At 31.4% G+C, this 16,264-nt stretch carries 13 protein-coding genes; 5 read left to right on the top strand and 8 right to left on the bottom strand.

Annotated features, from left to right (window positions below; genetic code table 11):
- The first annotated feature begins 171 nt into the window (after positions 1 to 171).
- A complete protein-coding gene (locus SALWKB2_RS10685) occupies positions 172 to 3,999 on the top strand; it encodes a rhamnan synthesis F family protein (RefSeq protein WP_025331670.1) in 3,828 nt (1,275 codons plus the stop codon).
- A 62-nt stretch (positions 4,000 to 4,061) separates the two neighbouring features.
- On the opposite strand, the gene rfbC is transcribed toward SALWKB2_RS10685, so the two are convergent.
- The 3 genes from rfbC to rfbB all read right to left on the bottom strand — a co-directional run bounded on the left by rfbC (position 4,062) and on the right by rfbB (position 6,692).
- Positions 4,062 to 4,640, bottom strand: a complete 579-nt coding sequence (gene rfbC / locus SALWKB2_RS10680) for a dTDP-4-dehydrorhamnose 3,5-epimerase (protein WP_025331669.1) — start codon at positions 4,638 to 4,640, stop codon at positions 4,062 to 4,064.
- Between the two features lie 2 nt (positions 4,641 to 4,642).
- Positions 4,643 to 5,533, bottom strand: coding sequence for a glucose-1-phosphate thymidylyltransferase RfbA (rfbA, locus tag SALWKB2_RS10675; protein ID WP_025331668.1), 891 nt, complete (start codon positions 5,531 to 5,533; stop codon positions 4,643 to 4,645).
- 67 nt (positions 5,534 to 5,600) lie between these two features.
- On the bottom strand, positions 5,601 to 6,692 hold the full coding sequence (rfbB, locus tag SALWKB2_RS10670; protein ID WP_370530650.1) for a dTDP-glucose 4,6-dehydratase: 1,092 nt from the start codon (positions 6,690 to 6,692) through the stop codon (positions 5,601 to 5,603).
- A 191-nt stretch (positions 6,693 to 6,883) separates the two neighbouring features.
- On the opposite strand from rfbB, the gene SALWKB2_RS10665 reads away from it, so the two are divergent.
- Positions 6,884 to 7,933, top strand: a complete 1,050-nt coding sequence (locus SALWKB2_RS10665) for a hypothetical protein (protein ID WP_025331666.1) — start codon at positions 6,884 to 6,886, stop codon at positions 7,931 to 7,933.
- A 166-nt stretch (positions 7,934 to 8,099) separates the two neighbouring features.
- Here SALWKB2_RS10665 and SALWKB2_RS10660 read toward each other — a convergent pair whose 3' ends face one another.
- The 4 genes from SALWKB2_RS10660 to SALWKB2_RS10645 form a co-directional block, all read right to left on the bottom strand.
- Complete coding sequence (locus SALWKB2_RS10660) at positions 8,100 to 8,429, bottom strand: glycosyltransferase family protein (protein ID WP_025331665.1); 330 nt, start codon at positions 8,427 to 8,429, stop codon at positions 8,100 to 8,102.
- Positions 8,430 to 8,645: 216 nt separating this feature from the next.
- Entirely contained in the window at positions 8,646 to 8,909 is a 264-nt protein-coding gene (locus tag SALWKB2_RS10655) for a glycosyltransferase (protein WP_025331664.1), read from the bottom strand.
- 91 nt (positions 8,910 to 9,000) lie between these two features.
- On the bottom strand, positions 9,001 to 9,213 hold the full coding sequence (locus SALWKB2_RS10650; RefSeq protein WP_025331663.1) for a hypothetical protein: 213 nt from the start codon (positions 9,211 to 9,213) through the stop codon (positions 9,001 to 9,003).
- A 420-nt stretch (positions 9,214 to 9,633) separates the two neighbouring features.
- Positions 9,634 to 10,638: a hypothetical protein gene (locus SALWKB2_RS10645; protein WP_025331662.1), complete on the bottom strand. Its 1,005-nt coding sequence runs from the start codon at positions 10,636 to 10,638 to the stop codon at positions 9,634 to 9,636.
- A gap of 492 nt (positions 10,639 to 11,130) precedes the next feature.
- On the opposite strand from SALWKB2_RS10645, the gene msbA reads away from it, so the two are divergent.
- The gene (msbA, locus tag SALWKB2_RS10640) at positions 11,131 to 12,918 is read left to right on the top strand and encodes a lipid A export permease/ATP-binding protein MsbA (protein ID WP_025331661.1); all 1,788 of its coding nucleotides are present in this window, start codon (positions 11,131 to 11,133) and stop codon (positions 12,916 to 12,918) included.
- A gap of 397 nt (positions 12,919 to 13,315) precedes the next feature.
- Here msbA and SALWKB2_RS10635 read toward each other — a convergent pair whose 3' ends face one another.
- Complete coding sequence (locus SALWKB2_RS10635; RefSeq protein ID WP_198431247.1) at positions 13,316 to 14,152, bottom strand: hypothetical protein; 837 nt, start codon at positions 14,150 to 14,152, stop codon at positions 13,316 to 13,318.
- Between the two features lie 436 nt (positions 14,153 to 14,588).
- Between SALWKB2_RS10635 and SALWKB2_RS10630 the strand changes: the two genes are divergently transcribed.
- Positions 14,589 to 15,440 carry a glycosyltransferase family 25 protein gene (locus tag SALWKB2_RS10630; protein WP_025331659.1) on the top strand — a complete coding sequence of 284 codons (852 nt, stop codon included), beginning with the start codon at positions 14,589 to 14,591 and terminating at the stop codon, positions 15,438 to 15,440.
- A gap of 32 nt (positions 15,441 to 15,472) precedes the next feature.
- On the top strand, positions 15,473 to 16,261 hold the full coding sequence (locus SALWKB2_RS10625) for a putative nucleotide-diphospho-sugar transferase (protein WP_025331658.1): 789 nt from the start codon (positions 15,473 to 15,475) through the stop codon (positions 16,259 to 16,261).
- Positions 16,262 to 16,264: the final 3 nt, after the last annotated feature.

Genomic DNA, 16,264 nt, shown 5'->3' with positions numbered 1-16,264 from the left:
TTTTTGAATTTAATATAGAAAATTATCTATAAAATAAATTATTGAAATTATAATATAAAAATAGATTGAATTTTATACAATAAAATATAATTATTTATTATAATAACTGAATTTTTCTGATTAAATTTCAGAACATTTTTAGTATTTAATTGTAAATAGGTAAATTTTAAAATGTTTAAAGTTAATAATTCTATGTTAACCGAGCCTCGTAAGTTAACATGGCCTTATGGATGGTGTGGGCATATACCATTTGTTAGCTGGCTTATTGAAGAACAACAACCAAGTGTGATCGTAGAATTAGGTACTCATTCTGGTAATTCCTATTTAGCTATGTGTCAGGCTGTAGCAGAAAATTGTATTGATGCTAAATGTTATGCTGTTGACACATGGAAAGGAGATGAACATGCGGGTAATTATGCGGAGAATGTATATATAGAATTAGCTAAATACCACAATGAGCACTATGCAGAATTTTCTAATTTAATGCGTATGACATTTGATGAAGCGAACTCATATTTCAATGAAAATAGTATTGATTTATTACATATTGATGGTTTTCATACATATGAGGCTGTTAAACACGATTTTTTAAATTGGTTACCCAAGATGTCTGATAATGGTATTATATTATTTCATGATATCAATGTCCGAGAACGTAATTTTGGTGTATGGAAATTTTGGGAAGAGTTACGTTTACAATATCCACATTATGAATTTAAACATTCTCATGGGTTAGGTGTATTATTTATTGGAAGTATGAGTCAAGCTATTTTGAATGAGAAGTTGAAAACAGATATTTCAGGATATGATGAAGCCGTAATAACAAAATTATTTGCTCGGTTGGGAGAATTAATATGTTCAAGAGTAGATATAAAATCAGATAATTATTCTTCACAAGAGAAATTAAATGATAAAGTAATGCCAAGTAATAATGATATAAAAAACCTTATTGAAAATACAAAAAATCATATAATTGAAAAACAGAATTATTTTGAAAAAATAATAACAGAATTTTTAATTTTTAATACTGAAAAGAATGAAAATTTTCAGTTACAATTAAATAGTCAGCAGCAAATCTTAAATAAAATAATAGAACGTCATTCATTATTTAATTTAAAATCATTAAATTACTTATTATCTAAATTTAAAAAGAAGAAAAAAGAATTTATAAAATTATTAAAAAAATCATTACGTAATAAATTAAGAAAAATTTATTATAAATTTCCTAAAAAATGGCAACCAGCTTTATTAAATTGGGCAATTAAAGTTCATCCAAGCTGGTTTAAAAATCATCCAAAAGTATTATCTTTAAAGAAAAATATTTGCTATAATAACTATATATTATTAGATATAGAATCGCAGAATTCAAACTTAAAAGGTCAGCCAGGTAGTGTGGCAGTACATTGCCATATTTTTTATAAAGATTTAATAAACGAGTTTGTTGAACAATTATCTAAAGTGCCTTTTAAATTTGATGTGTTTGTTTCAGTTACTGATAAGGATACTGAAAATTTATGCAAAAAAAGATTTGAAAAAATAAAAAAAATTAATATCCTTGATATACAAATAGTTCCAAATAAAGGTAGAGATATAGCTCCAATGTTTGTTGTTTTTGGTTCAAAACTAAAACAATATGAATATATTGCACATTTACAAAGTAAAAAATCTAAATATAATAATGGTGCAACTGACGGTTGGCGCAGCTATTTATTTAACTCACTCTTTGGAAATTCATCAAATATACAAAAAATCTTTTCATTATTTTTAGGAAATAAAAAAATAGGGATAATCTATCCTCAAATGTATCATCGCCTTCCTTACTTTGCATGTACTTGGTTAGCAAATCGTACTCAAGGTCACCAAATATTAAATCGATTAAAATTACCTATGGTTGAAGGTTATTTTAATTTTCCAGTAGGTTCAATGTTTTGGGCTCGAACAGATGCATTAAAACCTTTATTTAACTTGAATTTCAAATGGGAAGATTTTCCAGAGGAACGAGGGCAAACTGATGGAACGTTGGCACACGTCCTTGAGAGATTATTAGGAGTTGTTCCTGCTCAAACAGGATATAACTCAATTGTCCTTAAAGAAAGAGAAAACCCATCCTGGTCGACTTATCGTTTTGATACACAGTATTTTAATCGAAATATAGATTTTTATAAATCGAAAATTAACCAAGAAAAAATAAAAATCGTTGCTTTTGATATATTTGATACACTTCTAATAAGACCATTATTAAATCCTGATCATACTAAACGAATAGTTGCATTATCTCTTGATAATGAAAGTAAAATAGCATTCGAAAAGTATCGTGGTATTGCTGAGTCTGAGTCCAGAATAAAAAAAGGAGGCAAAGATGTATCTATAAATGACATTTATGATCAATTTCAACAATTATCCAAACTTCCAGAAAGTAAAGTTCACTATATCCAAAAAATTGAAGAAAAAGTGGAAATATCTTCTGTAAGTGCCAGACAAGAAATAGTTCAAATACTAAATTATGCTAAAAATATTGGTAAGAAAGTAATTTTAATCAGTGATATGTTCCTAACAAAAGATATTATTGAAACAATGCTATTTCAAAATGGAATTGATACATGGGATAATTTATATTTGTCATCAGATATAGGAAAACGAAAAGATAGTGGTGAATTATATGAATATGTATTAAAAAAAGAAAGCATAGATAGCAATGCAATGATTATGATTGGAGATAATGAGCGTTCCGATTTACAGTTACCTACAGAAAAATATGGAATAAAATGTCTTCATATTTTGAGAGCTTCTGACTTAGCTTTTGCTTTACCTTCATACTCAAATTTAATGAGTAAAGGATTAATTAAAAATGATATTAATAAAGAGTTAACAATAGGTCTATTAGTTAAAAAAAATCTAAATAATATATTTTTAACTAAAAATAAATCTGAATTTCTTTCTTTGTTTAATTCAAATCCTTATCAGTTAGGTTATAACTTAGTAGGACCTGTTGTAACAGCATTCTGTCAATGGTTAATTGAGCAGGCAAAAGTTGATAAAATAAATACACTGTACTTTTTGGCCAGAGAAGGTAAATTTATTAAACAAGTATATGACTTATGGAGTATAACAGAAAATAATAGTCCTAAAAGCATTTATTTGCAATTATCTCGTCGGTGTGTAACTGTACCCGATATCACTAATATGGAAGATATTATTGCCATTGCCGAAAAAAATTATTTTGAAAATGATATCCAGAATTATTTTATTGAGAGATTTGGTTTAAAGTTGGATCCTGAAAGATGGGAAGAAATTTATCAGAAAAAATTATGGATTAAAAATGAGAAATTAAGTATAAAACAAAAAAATATTATACATTTGAAGCCTTTATTAGATTTTCTTAAAGAAGATATTATTAATGAAGCTAAAATAGAAAAGCAAACATTAATGATGTATTTGGAGCAAGTAAATATTAATTCAAATCAAACATCTAGTGTTGTGGATGTTGGATATTCTGGTACTATACAAAAAGCATTAAACAAACTATTAATGAAGCCAATTCATGGATATTATTTTGCAACTATGGTTTCACATATTGAAGGTTTAGAAAATAATATTATGATAAAAGGTTGCTATGTTGATAATTGTAAATCTAAGTTCCATGACTCTAAACTATTTTCTCATAGCTTTGAATTGGAAAAGTTGTTAAGTGCTGATGATCCTCAAATTATTAAATATATTATTGATGAAAATATTAATTTAAAAGGTAAATTTAAAGACTTGTCTGAGGAAGAACTGGCAACACGATCTATACGAGCTCAGTTGCAACAAGGAGCTATAGATTTTGTTCATGATTCTGTTGATATTAGAAAGAATATGTATAATGATTTCAATCCTTCATTGTTAATTGCCGATATTCTGTACAAAGAATTTTGTTTTACATTACAAACAAAAAGCAATAAAGTTTTAGAAGAATTAATTCTGGATGATGATTATTGTGGTAGGGGTTTAGTTAGTTAATTGTATTATCGTGAATAGATAAAAAGAAAAAAAAGGATTAATAATCTAATCCTTTTTTCTTTTTAAAAAAGATCAATATTATTATTTATTAACTCTTTAAGTTTAGAAGCATTGTTGTCTTTATCAGTTTGATTTATTGACATATTTCTTTTAATTGGCCAATTAATAGCTAAATCTGTATCATTCCATAATAGGCTGCGTTCGCATTCTTTAGAATAATAATTGGTGGTTTTATATAAGAATTGAGTATTATCTTCTAAGGCAATAAAACCATGTGCGAATCCAGCGGGTATCCAGAATTGCCGAAGATTGTTTTCAGATAGCTCGACTCCCACCCATTGACCAAAAGTTGGAGATGATGTCCGTATATCCACAGCGACATCCCATGCTTTTCCACTGACTACTCTTACAAGTTTTCCTTGAGCATGTGGATTTATCTGATAATGCAATCCACGGATTACGCCCCTATGTGAAATTGAGTGATTATCTTGTACAAAGTTTACAATTGATTGATTATATGACGATAGAATAGAATTAAAAGTTGTCTGGTTAAAACTTTCCATAAACCAACCACGATTGTCTGCAAAAACTCTGGGTTCTAAAATCAGCAGATCTTTAATCTTAGTCTCAATCACATTCATATTCAGGCTTTCCTAGAAAATTCACTATATAGTTTTAATAGATATTGACCATAATCTGTCTTTTGAAAAAGTTTGCCGCGTTTATACAATTGATCTAAATCTATCCAGCTATTATTAAAAGCAATTTCTTCAAGACATGCTATTTTTAAACCTTGTCTTTTTTCAATTGTCTGAACAAAACAGCTGGCTTCAATCAGTGAATCATGTGTACCAGTATCCAGCCAGGCAAAGCCACGTCCAAGTATTTCAACATTTAATAATTTCTTATTTAAATAAGCATTGTTAATATCGGTTATTTCAAGTTCACCTCTGGGTGAAGGACGAATACTCTTGGCTATCTCAATAACGTCATTATCATAAAAATACAATCCTGTAATTGCATAATTTGATTTTGCTTCATTCGGTTTTTCCTCTATGGAAAGTGCTTTTCCATTGGTGTCAAATTCGACTACACCGAATCTCTCAGGATCATTGACATAATAACCGAATACGGTAGCACCTTTTTCCTGTTGTGCTGCCTTTTGTAATTGTGCACCGAAACTTTGCCCGTAAAAAATGTTATCACCCAGAATAAGTGTGACATTATCTTTGCCAATAAATTCTGCTCCGAGAATAAAAGCTTGTGCCAATCCGTCAGGAGATGGTTGTACTTTATAAGATAAATCAATTCCTAAATCTCTGCCGTCACCTAACATTTTTTTAAAATTAGGTAAATCTGCAGGAGTTGAAATAATCATGATTTCTCGTATCCCGGCCAGCATAAGTACAGAAAGGGGATAGTAAATCATCGGTTTATCATAAATGGGTAATAACTGTTTTGATACGCCTAAAGTAATAGGATAAAGTCTGGTTCCGGATCCGCCAGCCAGTATAATACCCTTTCGTTTAACCATTTTTTTGTTCCTTGATTATTAATTCAATTAGAATTTAATTTTAAATAAATATTTGGTTTATTATATCTTATTGCGGGTGGTATTGTTGTTGTATCCATTTCTGATATTCTCCGGTCAGAATATGATTTACCCAATCCTGATTGTTTAAATACCATAATACGGTTTTGCGTAAACCTGATTGAAAATTTTCTTTTGGTTCCCAGCCAAGTTCTTGTTTAATCTTACTCGCATCAATAGCATAACGTACATCATGTCCGGGACGATCCGGAACAAATGTGATTAAATCTTTGTAGGATTTTATCCCAAGTGTTTTATTGGGCACCAGTTCATCTAGAAGATTACATATATTTTTTACTACATCAATATTTTTCTGTTCATTATGCCCTCCAATATTATAAGTACTGCCTGCTTTGGCTTTTGTGACAACCTGATATAAAGCTCTGGCGTGATCTTCAACATACAGCCAGTCCCGGATTTGTTCACCATTTCCGTATACAGGCAGTTTTTTACCTTGTAAAGCATTAAGAATAGTTAATGGGATTAATTTCTCCGGGAAATGATAAGGTCCATAATTATTTGAGCAATTTGTAATAATAACTGGCAGTCCATAAGTACGATGCCAGGCACGAACCAGATGATCTGAACTTGCCTTACTGGCTGAATAGGGTGAACTTGGAGCGTATGGAGTAGATTCTGTAAATAATTCTGTACTTAAATCACTAAGATCACCATAAACTTCATCAGTTGAAATGTGATGGAAGCGAAATAGATGTTGTTTTTCTTCAGGCAAATTTTCCCAGTAATGACGACTTATTTCCAAAAGTTGAAATGTGCCTACAATATTAGTCTGAATAAATTCTGCTGAGCTGGATATTGAACGATCAACATGTGATTCTGCTGCCAGATGCATTACTGTATCTGGCTGAAATTGCTTAAATAATTGTGTTATAAGTGCTTGATCACTAATATCGGCCTGACAAAAATGATAACGGGAATTATTTGCAATGGTGACTAATGATTCTAAGTTACCGGCATAGGTTAATTTGTCAACATTCAAAATTTTATGGTCAGTTTCATTGATCAGATATCTGATAACTGCTGACCCAATAAATCCTGCTCCTCCAGTGATAAGAATATTCATAAAATTACATTCAAAAATTGGTAAAATGTAATATTTTATAATATAAACTATATTAAGATATAAAAAATTTAAAGTAATATGGAAAAAATTTATTTAATTTAAATTTGAATTATTTTTGTTTAACAAGCAATATAGTTGGTCTAAATATTGTCTAAATTTATATTGTATAATGGTTCCGTAAATTTTGTATGGGAGATAAGGTATATTTTATGACAAAAACAATTATTCTGGGTATGCCTAAAAGCCGTAATATTTACTTACAAATCAAAAAAAATCTGGAATTTTACGGATTTGAGGTATTGTACATAGATAACTACCCAGAATATATCAAGCATTTTCATTATCAGAGTTTTAAAGATTATTTGTATAATCTGGTGCAAAAGCTTTTTTTTAGAAATTATTCATATAAAACAAAGTTAAAAGAAAAATTACTTTTATCAAATGCTGAGCAAGCGTTAAATAAAAGAAATTATGAATATGCTATTATTATACGTCCTGATTTGTATCCAATAAGCTTATTAAATTTGATGAAAGCACATACAAAAAACGAATTTATTGCTTATCAGTGGGATGGAATGAGACGTATGCCTTGTACAAAAGAAACAATAAATTTATTTGATAAATTTTATGTATTTGATAGCTATGATATAGTAGATAATAATTATCAAAACCATAAATTGGAAGGAATAACCAATTTTTATTTTGATATGAACAAACCGCAACCGATAAAGCATAAAGGAACAATAGCATATTTTGTAGGAACACATGTTTCCGAACGTGTTGCTGACATTGAATATTGTGCAGCAGAGTTAATTGAAAACGGTATTCAGCTAAAGTTTATTATCCCTACGAGTAATCAGGATAAGATTAATCAATACCATTGCTCTGATTATTTTATCTTTGGTGCCGAAAATGAAATTGATTTTTCTCAAAATATAGAAATGTTAAACGAAATAGATATTATTGTCGATTTCGTTAATCCACTTCATAATGGTTTATCTTTTCGGATTTTTGAAGCTTTGTATTACCAGAAAAAATTAATTACTAATAATGTTAATGTATCTAACTACGATTTTTATCATCCTGATAATATTCTTATCTGGCATAAAGATGATCTTTCACAAAAAATTAAAGAGTTTTTATCTAAACCCTTTAGACCGATAGATGATGAAATTGTAAAAAAATATAGTTTTGGTAATTGGATAAAGAATATTCTAAATTTATCCCCATATGATAAAATACGCTTGCCTTTTCAATAAATTAAAATTGAACCATTTAGAAAATATATATGTAGTATTAGATTAATTTTAAATTTTATGTCTCCTTTTTTTATGTACCGCTGTAGTTTTGCTGCCAGCCTCTTTAAGGGAAATGATTTTCTTCGTAAAGAATAAACATTTCTTTGGATATTGACGATTTTATGATCTAGTTTATCGATTTTTTGTGATAATAAGTTATATTTTTCATATTATCATTTAACAGTATATGTAAAATACTATAATTTCCCTGATTTTCTAAAATAGATTGACGAACAAAAGAATTTCTAAATTCAACATGATATTTTTGGTGTCTATCTATTGCTGCGATAACCGAATTCCCATAATTATTACTGTGATTTGGTCTAAGATAATAATAGGCTAAAATCTTATTTAATGTTTTTATTTCACCAGCTTTAAACAATCGTAATATGTAATCCCAATCTCCCAAAACGGGTAAGTTTTTGTTGAATTCACCAATTTGTTTAGCAACGCTCATTCTAATAAGTAAGCATACCGGAGGAGATACATTATTTTTTTATTAAAGTTGTAATATCAACCTGATCATGTCTGTTAGGCCATCGCATTGTACCAAGTTGAATGGATTTATCTTCCTGAATTTCTTCATTAATGATAATACAATTTGTTAATACAACAACAGCTTGTTGTTCTGAATTGAGATAGGCAACAGTTTCTTTTAAAAAAAATCAGGGTGCTAGGCGTCATCGTGTATGACTAAATATTCTTCATTAGCAATATTTAGACCGCAGTTAGATGCTGCTTCCATTCCTAAGGAATAATTGTTATGTATTACGGTAATTTTATGGTTTAAATCTATAAAATTCAGATCAATTAATTGATTAACGGAGCTGGTATCACCTCCGTCATTAACCAGATATAAATGCCAGTTTGTATAGCTTTGTTGAATAACACTTTCCAATGCCCGAGCTAATAATACAGGGCGATTTTTGGTCCGCATGATGATTGCTACTGAATTATTATGTTTTATATTGTTTAGTTGTATATCAGACCAACTTTTAATTGAGTATAGATTTTCGTTAATAGTTATATTAATTCATCAAATAATTCTTAATTAATTCAGGATATTTATCAAAAAATTTAGTTGCTATTCTATAAATTTCAGGTTTTATCTTGTTCTTATTAGCTTTCCAATGTCCTATAACGCCACATGGCCAACCGCCTAAAGTGAGTAATTGTGTAACATCTTTTTTCTCTGCAGGAATTTCCTGTGGTATGAGATAGTATGATGTTTTATGGCACATTTAATGTGCAATGATTGATTTCGCCTAAATATTGTTGTTTATTTCGGTTCGCTGTAATACACACTTGTAAAATAGCTGTTGTTGCAACAGAAGTAGTAATCCATTCAGTACCAATTCCAAAAACATTATTGTTATAAATCCAATTTGTAATGGTTTGAATCGTATTTTGTTGAAATAAATTATTGTTCTTTATATTGTTACTATAAGTTATTTTTTTATAAATTTAAACTCGGATACATATATGTATATTGTAAATTAAATTCCATTTAAATAATTGATTTTAATAAAAATTAAAGAGAATATTTATTTAAAATATTATTGTATTTAATTTCCGTTCGGAATTTTAAAGACTGTCACTTGCAAAATTTATCTGGTGTTACAAATTTCAGACTAAATTCTGAATGAGTCTATATATTTTAATTATGAATTTATACCTAAAATATTTTCTATCCAGTTTTTAAAACTGTATTTCGCAATTATATCCGGATTTATAGGGCTATATGGTTTCATAAGAAAGTTATTTATCTCTCCCAAATTTTTATCGTCCCAAATGAATATATTATTCGGATGATAAAAATCATAATATTGAATGTGTTTGTTGGTGGTGATTAATTTTTTTTTGTAGTAAAGTGCTTCAAAATGGCGGAATGATAAACCGTTATGTTCTGCAATAACAAAATCTACCAGAATATCCGCTGTAGAGACGTTTTTTAAGTTATCTTGATAAGATAGGCGATTTTTTTTACCAAAAGTAAGATATTTTGATTTATAACATTTAATATCACTTTTTTTGCTCGTAGGTATTATAAATTTAATACGGACTCCATTTTCCGCAAGTTTTTCGGCACATTGCTCTATCATGGCAACGCGACTTTTCTGATGGTCACCAATATAGTAAGCTTCTAACTTATCATTTTGGACATAATCCGGCTTTATAACATCAAAATAGAAATTAGTAGTACTGTACAGTTGATGGTTTTGGTAGTCAGCGTTATTTAAATCGGTATGATCAAAAATAAAAAACCGATCAAATAAATGAATAATATTTTTTACTGGAAAGCGTTTTAGTCCATCCCATTGATAGCCAATAAATCTTTTTTTAGTATGCTTTTTTAATAAAGCCAATACCTTTGGCGGATAGATATCTGGCCGGATAACTAAGGCATAGTCATAAAGATTATCTGCCAGAAGTTGTTTTGCTTTATGAAAACTTTGTTTTTCTCGTAGAGTTTTTTTATATGTCTTACTCTGGGTGATATTTTTGTGCAGAAAGTGATATACACGTTCCCAAATACTGTTATATTTGAATTTCAGTACACTATCTAATCGTAAAACTTGATATCCGTGAAATTGAAGGTTTTTTTCAATTAATTCAACTATACCATTGCTTGGTGGCATAGCTAATATGATGGTTTTACGAGTCATGAATAAAAACTGATTTAGATGTTGATAACAATTAAAACTGCTGAATGTAAAGAATTGGATTTATCCAATCAATATACAGAATAAGTTTATATTTTAATTCAAATTTAAATATCATATGTGTTTTGATTATTCTTTTAGAGTAAAAATATATACAATATTTATCAACAAATTGTTTTAAATAAACTGTATTTGTTAGCAATATGTAAATTAAATTCGGTAAGATCAGTGCTTAGTTTGTCTCAACTGATTTAAATTTCATTGATTTGGTAGTGGATTTTTGTACTGGAGAGAATTTTTATCAGGTATTTTATTCAGATTGTTTTCGATTTGATAGAATACAAGTTGTATGTGATTTTAGAAGTTGATAATTGGTATAGGTTTAGATTGGCAGTTTGCTGAATTTAATGGATTTATGCCGTTTATGATGAGATACCGACAGGTAATTTCATCGACACTGTGTTTTGTTTTGTATTTGATTGTTCTGGGAAGCGAATGAAAAAAAGTAAAAAGGCTGATGCTTTTTCACCGCATAATCTTTATAAGAGATTATTTCCGTATATGCGCGGGCTGGTAAAGTATTTTTTTATTTCTGTATTGGCAATGGTTGTCGTAGGTGTGACAGGTCCCCTTTTTGCTTATTTGTTAAAGCCGATCATTGATAATGGTTTCGTTGACAAAAATATCGAAGCTATGAAATGGGTACCATTTGAAATCATCGGTTTGTTCATTTTTCGTGGGGTTGCCAACTATATAAATGAATATACCAGTGCTTATATTTCTAATCAGATGGTCCAGGTAATTCAGCGTGATCTGTTTGCAAAAATGATGATGTTACCTGTGAGTTATTATCAGGAAAACAGCCGCGGGCGCATGATGTCGCGCATTACCAATGACGCTAAAGGAATAACGGCTGCCGGTTTTGATGTGATCACTGTCTTTGCCAAAGATGGTGTGACTGTTTTGGGACTTCTGATTTGGTTGTTTTATCTTGACTGGCAATTAACACTGATCACTTTTGTTACCATTCCATTAATTGCCTGGTGTGTGAGGGTTATTAATAAGCGTATTCGCCGATTAGTTACTAAAAGTCAGAATGATCTTGGCCAGGTCATGCAAATTTTGTCTGAATCAATTGATGGTACAAGGGTTGTACGCATTTATGGTGGTGAACAGTATGAACAGAGTCGTCTGGAAAAAACCAATAAGGCTCTGCGTAGTCTTGCTGTCAGACGTCAGTCGTATACGTCTATTGGCAGTGCAGTAACACAGCTGTTAATTGCCACATCGTTATCAATTATTTTATATGTTGCTGCTAAAAGAGCCAGTCATGCGGGCTTTACTGCAGGTGACTTTATGTCTTTTCTGTCAGCTATGCTGATGATGTTTGATCCGTTAAAACGGATTACCAATATGTCCAGTGTTTTGCAGGCCGGACTGATAGCGGCAGATAGTGTATTTCACTTTCTGGATGAACCGGAAGAGAAAAATCAGGGGAAAAAACAGCTGACTGCTCCTATTGGAGATATTGTTTTTCAGAATGTAACATTGCGTTATCTGCATGCGGATAAAAATGCGATAGATCATCTAAACCTGACAATTAAACAGGGTAGTGTGGTTGCGTTAGTAGGGGAGTCCGGATGCGGTAAAACTTCTACTGTAAATCTTATTCCGCGATTTTACGATACGACCAGCGGATATGTAAGTATAGGTGGTATAAATGTTGATGATTTTGAATTGAAAAATCTTCGTTCCAAAATGGCATTAGTTAGTCAGGATGTTGTTTTATTTAATGATACTATTGCGAATAATATTGCTTATGGTTCTCCGCATGCTACAGAGGCAGATATTATTCAGGCTGCGAAAGCTGCTAATGCCTGGTCATTTATCAGTAATATGCCTGAAGGCTTAAAAACTGAAGTGGGTGATCAGGGGATGAGGCTGTCCGGAGGTCAGCGACAGCGTTTGGCAATTGCACGGGCATTGCTAAAAGATGCGCCTATTTTAATTCTTGATGAGGCGACTAGTGCTTTGGATACTGAATCAGAACGATTAGTGCAGTCTGCTCTGGAAACACTAATGAAAAACCGGACCACAATTGTGATCGCGCATCGCCTGTCGACTATTGAAAATGCCGATAATATTGTGGTGATGCATCAGGGGAAAATTGTCGAGCAGGGTAAGCATGCAGACTTACTGGCAAAAAATGGACGTTATGCATTCTTACATCGGATGCAGTTTGGTGAAAACCGCAATTCAGCTGAAGATAAATCATTAAATTAATAAATTTAAGAGTGTTTAAAATTTGCCTATATTGTTTTTATTTATTGGTTTATATGTTGAAAAGTAGCAGAAATATTGGATTTTCAGTACTTTATTCATAATAAATCTATAAATAGATTGTTAACCGGATACTATGATTGTAAAAATAATGGTATCCGGTATTAAATTTAAATGCATTAATTTCATTCAATTCGATTAATATCTAAAGTAAAAAGATTTACTCTTATTCAGTATGATATAAAATTGTTGCTCGATAATTCTCTTAATATTCAATTTTGCAGAGTAAGTTCCGTTGGTTTATCTTTTGCTGAAGCAGATGTGGTGTAATTGAATGTGCTGTAGTTAGCATTTTTTAAATACAAATTTGAGCCTACAGCATTTTTTTAGAATATTTCAATTATATAACGGATATTTTCTGGAATGGCTGTCTGTTTAAAATATTGTTTATCCAGTTTGCAAAACTGTATTTTTTTATAATATCCGGATTGATGCTGACAAATGGTCTGGCCAGAAAGCTCTCTATTTTCTGTAAATCATCCGCATTCTTCCATATAAAAATGTTATCCGGATGATAAAAATCAAGATTTTTGATTTGTGGGTTATTGGTAATTAATTTCTTTTGGTAATATAAAGCTTCAAATGTACGAAATGATAAACCATGATGAACCGGATTAACGATATCAATGAGTATATCTGCATTGTTGATATGCTTTAAATTGTCATCGAAGGTAATATTTTCAGGGATAAAATGAATTTCTTTGCAAGAATATAGTCCTGCTTTGCTAGCTTCAGACGGGCGAAATTTTATATTAAAATCTAGATTTATCCCGTATTTAATTAATGCATTTGCACAGGCTTCTATAGCTGCAATGCGACTATCTACATGTAGTCCGACGAAATAGGCGATGGTTCCGGTATGTGATACAGGTTGTGGCTGATACATATCAAAATAGAAATTACTGATTCCATTTAGCCGGTATTGCTGGTATTCCTCATTATGCAGATCTTCAGAATCGAATACATAAAAACGATCAAATAAGTTTATTGTCGGCTTTGTTTTAGGAAATCGTCTGATTCCATTCCACTGATAAGCAACAAAATCGTTTTTTGTATGAATTTTTAGCAGTTGTAAGGCCTCTATAGGAAATAAGTCTGGGCGTATAACCAAAGTATAGTCGTAATGATTGTTGTCTAATAGGTTTTTAATATTTGCCAGTAATTTCTGATTGTACATTTGTTCTTTCAGATATGCTTTGTATGAACAATCTGAAAGAAAAATTTTTCGGGCTGTATGAATCAGGTGCGATTTCAGGTTAGGATAATAAAAACTGGAATCAACTTGCTTCTTCAATTCCTCTGAAGTGCTGTTTATAAAGATAACTTTAAAATTATGGTATTCTAAATGCTTTTGAATGGCAGCAGCGAAGTCACTATAGCTTGACATTGCCAGAATGATAGTTGGTTGCGACATTGTTAACTTAATTTTATGAAATCTGGTATTCTCGATAACTGTAAAGTTGAAATAGTGTAACTATTATCAGATCAGATAGCTATTTTAGCAGTTTATACCGGTGAGTGTATCAGGATACTGGATTTATCTATGAATGGCAGACATATTTTAGCTATAATTTATAGATAATTTATGACTAAAGTATGTGCAGGGCTAATCAATGCTCAAAACTTTTTTAATTAATCTTGAACGCCGTCCGGATAGATTAATGTTTGTTAAACAACAACTGGAAAATCTGAATATTGCTTTTGAAAGGGTAAATGCAGTTGATGGCAATTGTTTAACTGATGAGCAAAAAGCCTTTTTTAACCAGAAAAGATTTGCACTGGAATGTAAACGTAAGGCCGTTAATGGAGAAATTGGTTGTGCCTTATCCCATCAGACGGTATGGCAGAGAATGGTAGATGAAAATATACCCTATGCTCTGATTCTGGAAGATGATGTTCAGCTTAAACCTGAACTGGTTTCTTTGCTGGCTGATGAAAAAAATTTTCAGTCTTTTGATTTTTTAAATCTGACTTTAAAAAGACCTTTTTACGATATTGATGTTGCGGCAGTTAATTCTTGTATTGCGCATAAACAGTTTGTCCGACCGCGATTCTGGCAATTGGTAAGGCGCAGATTATGGCGCTTTATGGAAAGTAAAGCTATTGTCCGGTGGAAAATTTTTCGTTTACATACGCTCTGTAATCATATGATTGCCTGTGAATGTGATATCGCTCCGTCATTGGCATGTTGTTATATTGTATCTTTGCAGGGAGCTAAAAATATGCTGCAGGCAAGTAAAAATCTCTTTTATCCCATTGATAAGGTCTGGCATTATAGTGGTGGCCGGTTAAAAGAGGCTTTTTTGGTTGAACCGCTGGCATTTCAGAATCTGGATTCAGATATTCCTCATCGTGTGCGTTTTAAACTTACTTTGGGACAAAAAATTAAAAGATTTTTTCTTAAGGGGCGGCATTGGCGGCGTCATTTTGATGTTGTGAAAATGTATGGATGGACACGTTTATAATAAATATATGTTAATCACTGAGAATAATACTAATGATTAAACTGGGCAGAGAATATGCATGGCGAGCCAAGAATCGTAAAGTTGTGGTTCCGCTGGCACGGGTTGTGACTGATGAGATGAAAGCATCAGCAGATGATGCGGTAACAGTTGTAGCCTATCATACAGATGATGAATTTTATACGCATGAAGCCAAACGTATGTGTGCTTCTGCTGAACGTTTGGGTATCAGAGTTAAGACAACTGCTATTTCCAGTCAGGGTGGGTGGGAAGCCAATACGTCGTTTAAAGCAGCTTATTTGCTTCGTGAACGTGATATAGTCAGCGGACCGATGCTGTATGTGGATGTTGATGCGGTTTTTCATGTTTCTCCGTTAAAATATCTTGCCAGTCTGGATTGTGATATTGCAGTGTATTATGATTTAGGAGATGGTCATTTAGTATCTGCAACTCTTTTTTTCCAAGACACTGAGGCTGCAAGACACTTGCTAGCCGAATGGAACCGGCAGTGTATAGCACATCCGGAAATCTGGGATCAGGAGGTTTTACAATCTGTCATTGCTGCTGATCAGGCATCTGACAATCCTCGTTATAAAGTTTTTCATTTGCCTGTTGGCTTTTGCTGGATATTTGATCGTGCTGACAATCTGCGTGCACCTAAACAACAGGTTTATATCGAACAGTTACAGGCGGCCCGTGTGGTTCATGAAAATCTGAGAACCAGCGGAAAGCTGTTTTCAATACGGAAAAGTAAAGTACAGCGCCGCATGGATCGGATACGAGAAATTGAGGATGTTCTATTTCAGCAAAAATCTGATGATTAATTA

It is taken from the genome of Snodgrassella alvi wkB2 (assembly GCF_000600005.1).
Taxonomy (GTDB): domain Bacteria; phylum Pseudomonadota; class Gammaproteobacteria; order Burkholderiales; family Neisseriaceae; genus Snodgrassella; species Snodgrassella alvi.
The sequence above is the reverse complement of the archived record's forward strand: the minus strand, read 5'-3'. Positions and strand labels throughout refer to the sequence as shown.

Bases quoted from the DNA above. Each gene is read 5' to 3' on its own strand.
- rfbC (WP_025331669.1), bottom strand. From the start codon at position 4,640: ATGAATGTGATTGAGACTAAGATTAAAGATCTGCTGATTTTAGAACCC.
- SALWKB2_RS10625 (WP_025331658.1), top strand. From the start codon at position 15,473: ATGATTAAACTGGGCAGAGAATATGCATGGCGAGCCAAGAATCGTAAA.
- SALWKB2_RS10630 (WP_025331659.1), top strand. From the start codon at position 14,589: ATGCTCAAAACTTTTTTAATTAATCTTGAACGCCGTCCGGATAGATTA.
- SALWKB2_RS10650 (WP_025331663.1), bottom strand. From the start codon at position 9,213: ATGTGCCATAAAACATCATACTATCTCATACCACAGGAAATTCCTGCA.
- msbA (WP_025331661.1), top strand. From the start codon at position 11,131: ATGAAAAAAAGTAAAAAGGCTGATGCTTTTTCACCGCATAATCTTTAT.
- SALWKB2_RS10685 (WP_025331670.1), top strand. From the start codon at position 172: ATGTTTAAAGTTAATAATTCTATGTTAACCGAGCCTCGTAAGTTAACA.
- SALWKB2_RS10665 (WP_025331666.1), top strand. From the start codon at position 6,884: ATGACAAAAACAATTATTCTGGGTATGCCTAAAAGCCGTAATATTTAC.
- rfbA (WP_025331668.1), bottom strand. From the start codon at position 5,533: ATGGTTAAACGAAAGGGTATTATACTGGCTGGCGGATCCGGAACCAGA.
- SALWKB2_RS10655 (WP_025331664.1), bottom strand. From the start codon at position 8,909: ATGCGGACCAAAAATCGCCCTGTATTATTAGCTCGGGCATTGGAAAGT.
- SALWKB2_RS10635 (WP_198431247.1), bottom strand. From the start codon at position 14,152: ATGTACAATCAGAAATTACTGGCAAATATTAAAAACCTATTAGACAAC.
- SALWKB2_RS10660 (WP_025331665.1), bottom strand. From the start codon at position 8,429: ATGAGCGTTGCTAAACAAATTGGTGAATTCAACAAAAACTTACCCGTT.
- SALWKB2_RS10645 (WP_025331662.1), bottom strand. From the start codon at position 10,638: ATGACTCGTAAAACCATCATATTAGCTATGCCACCAAGCAATGGTATA.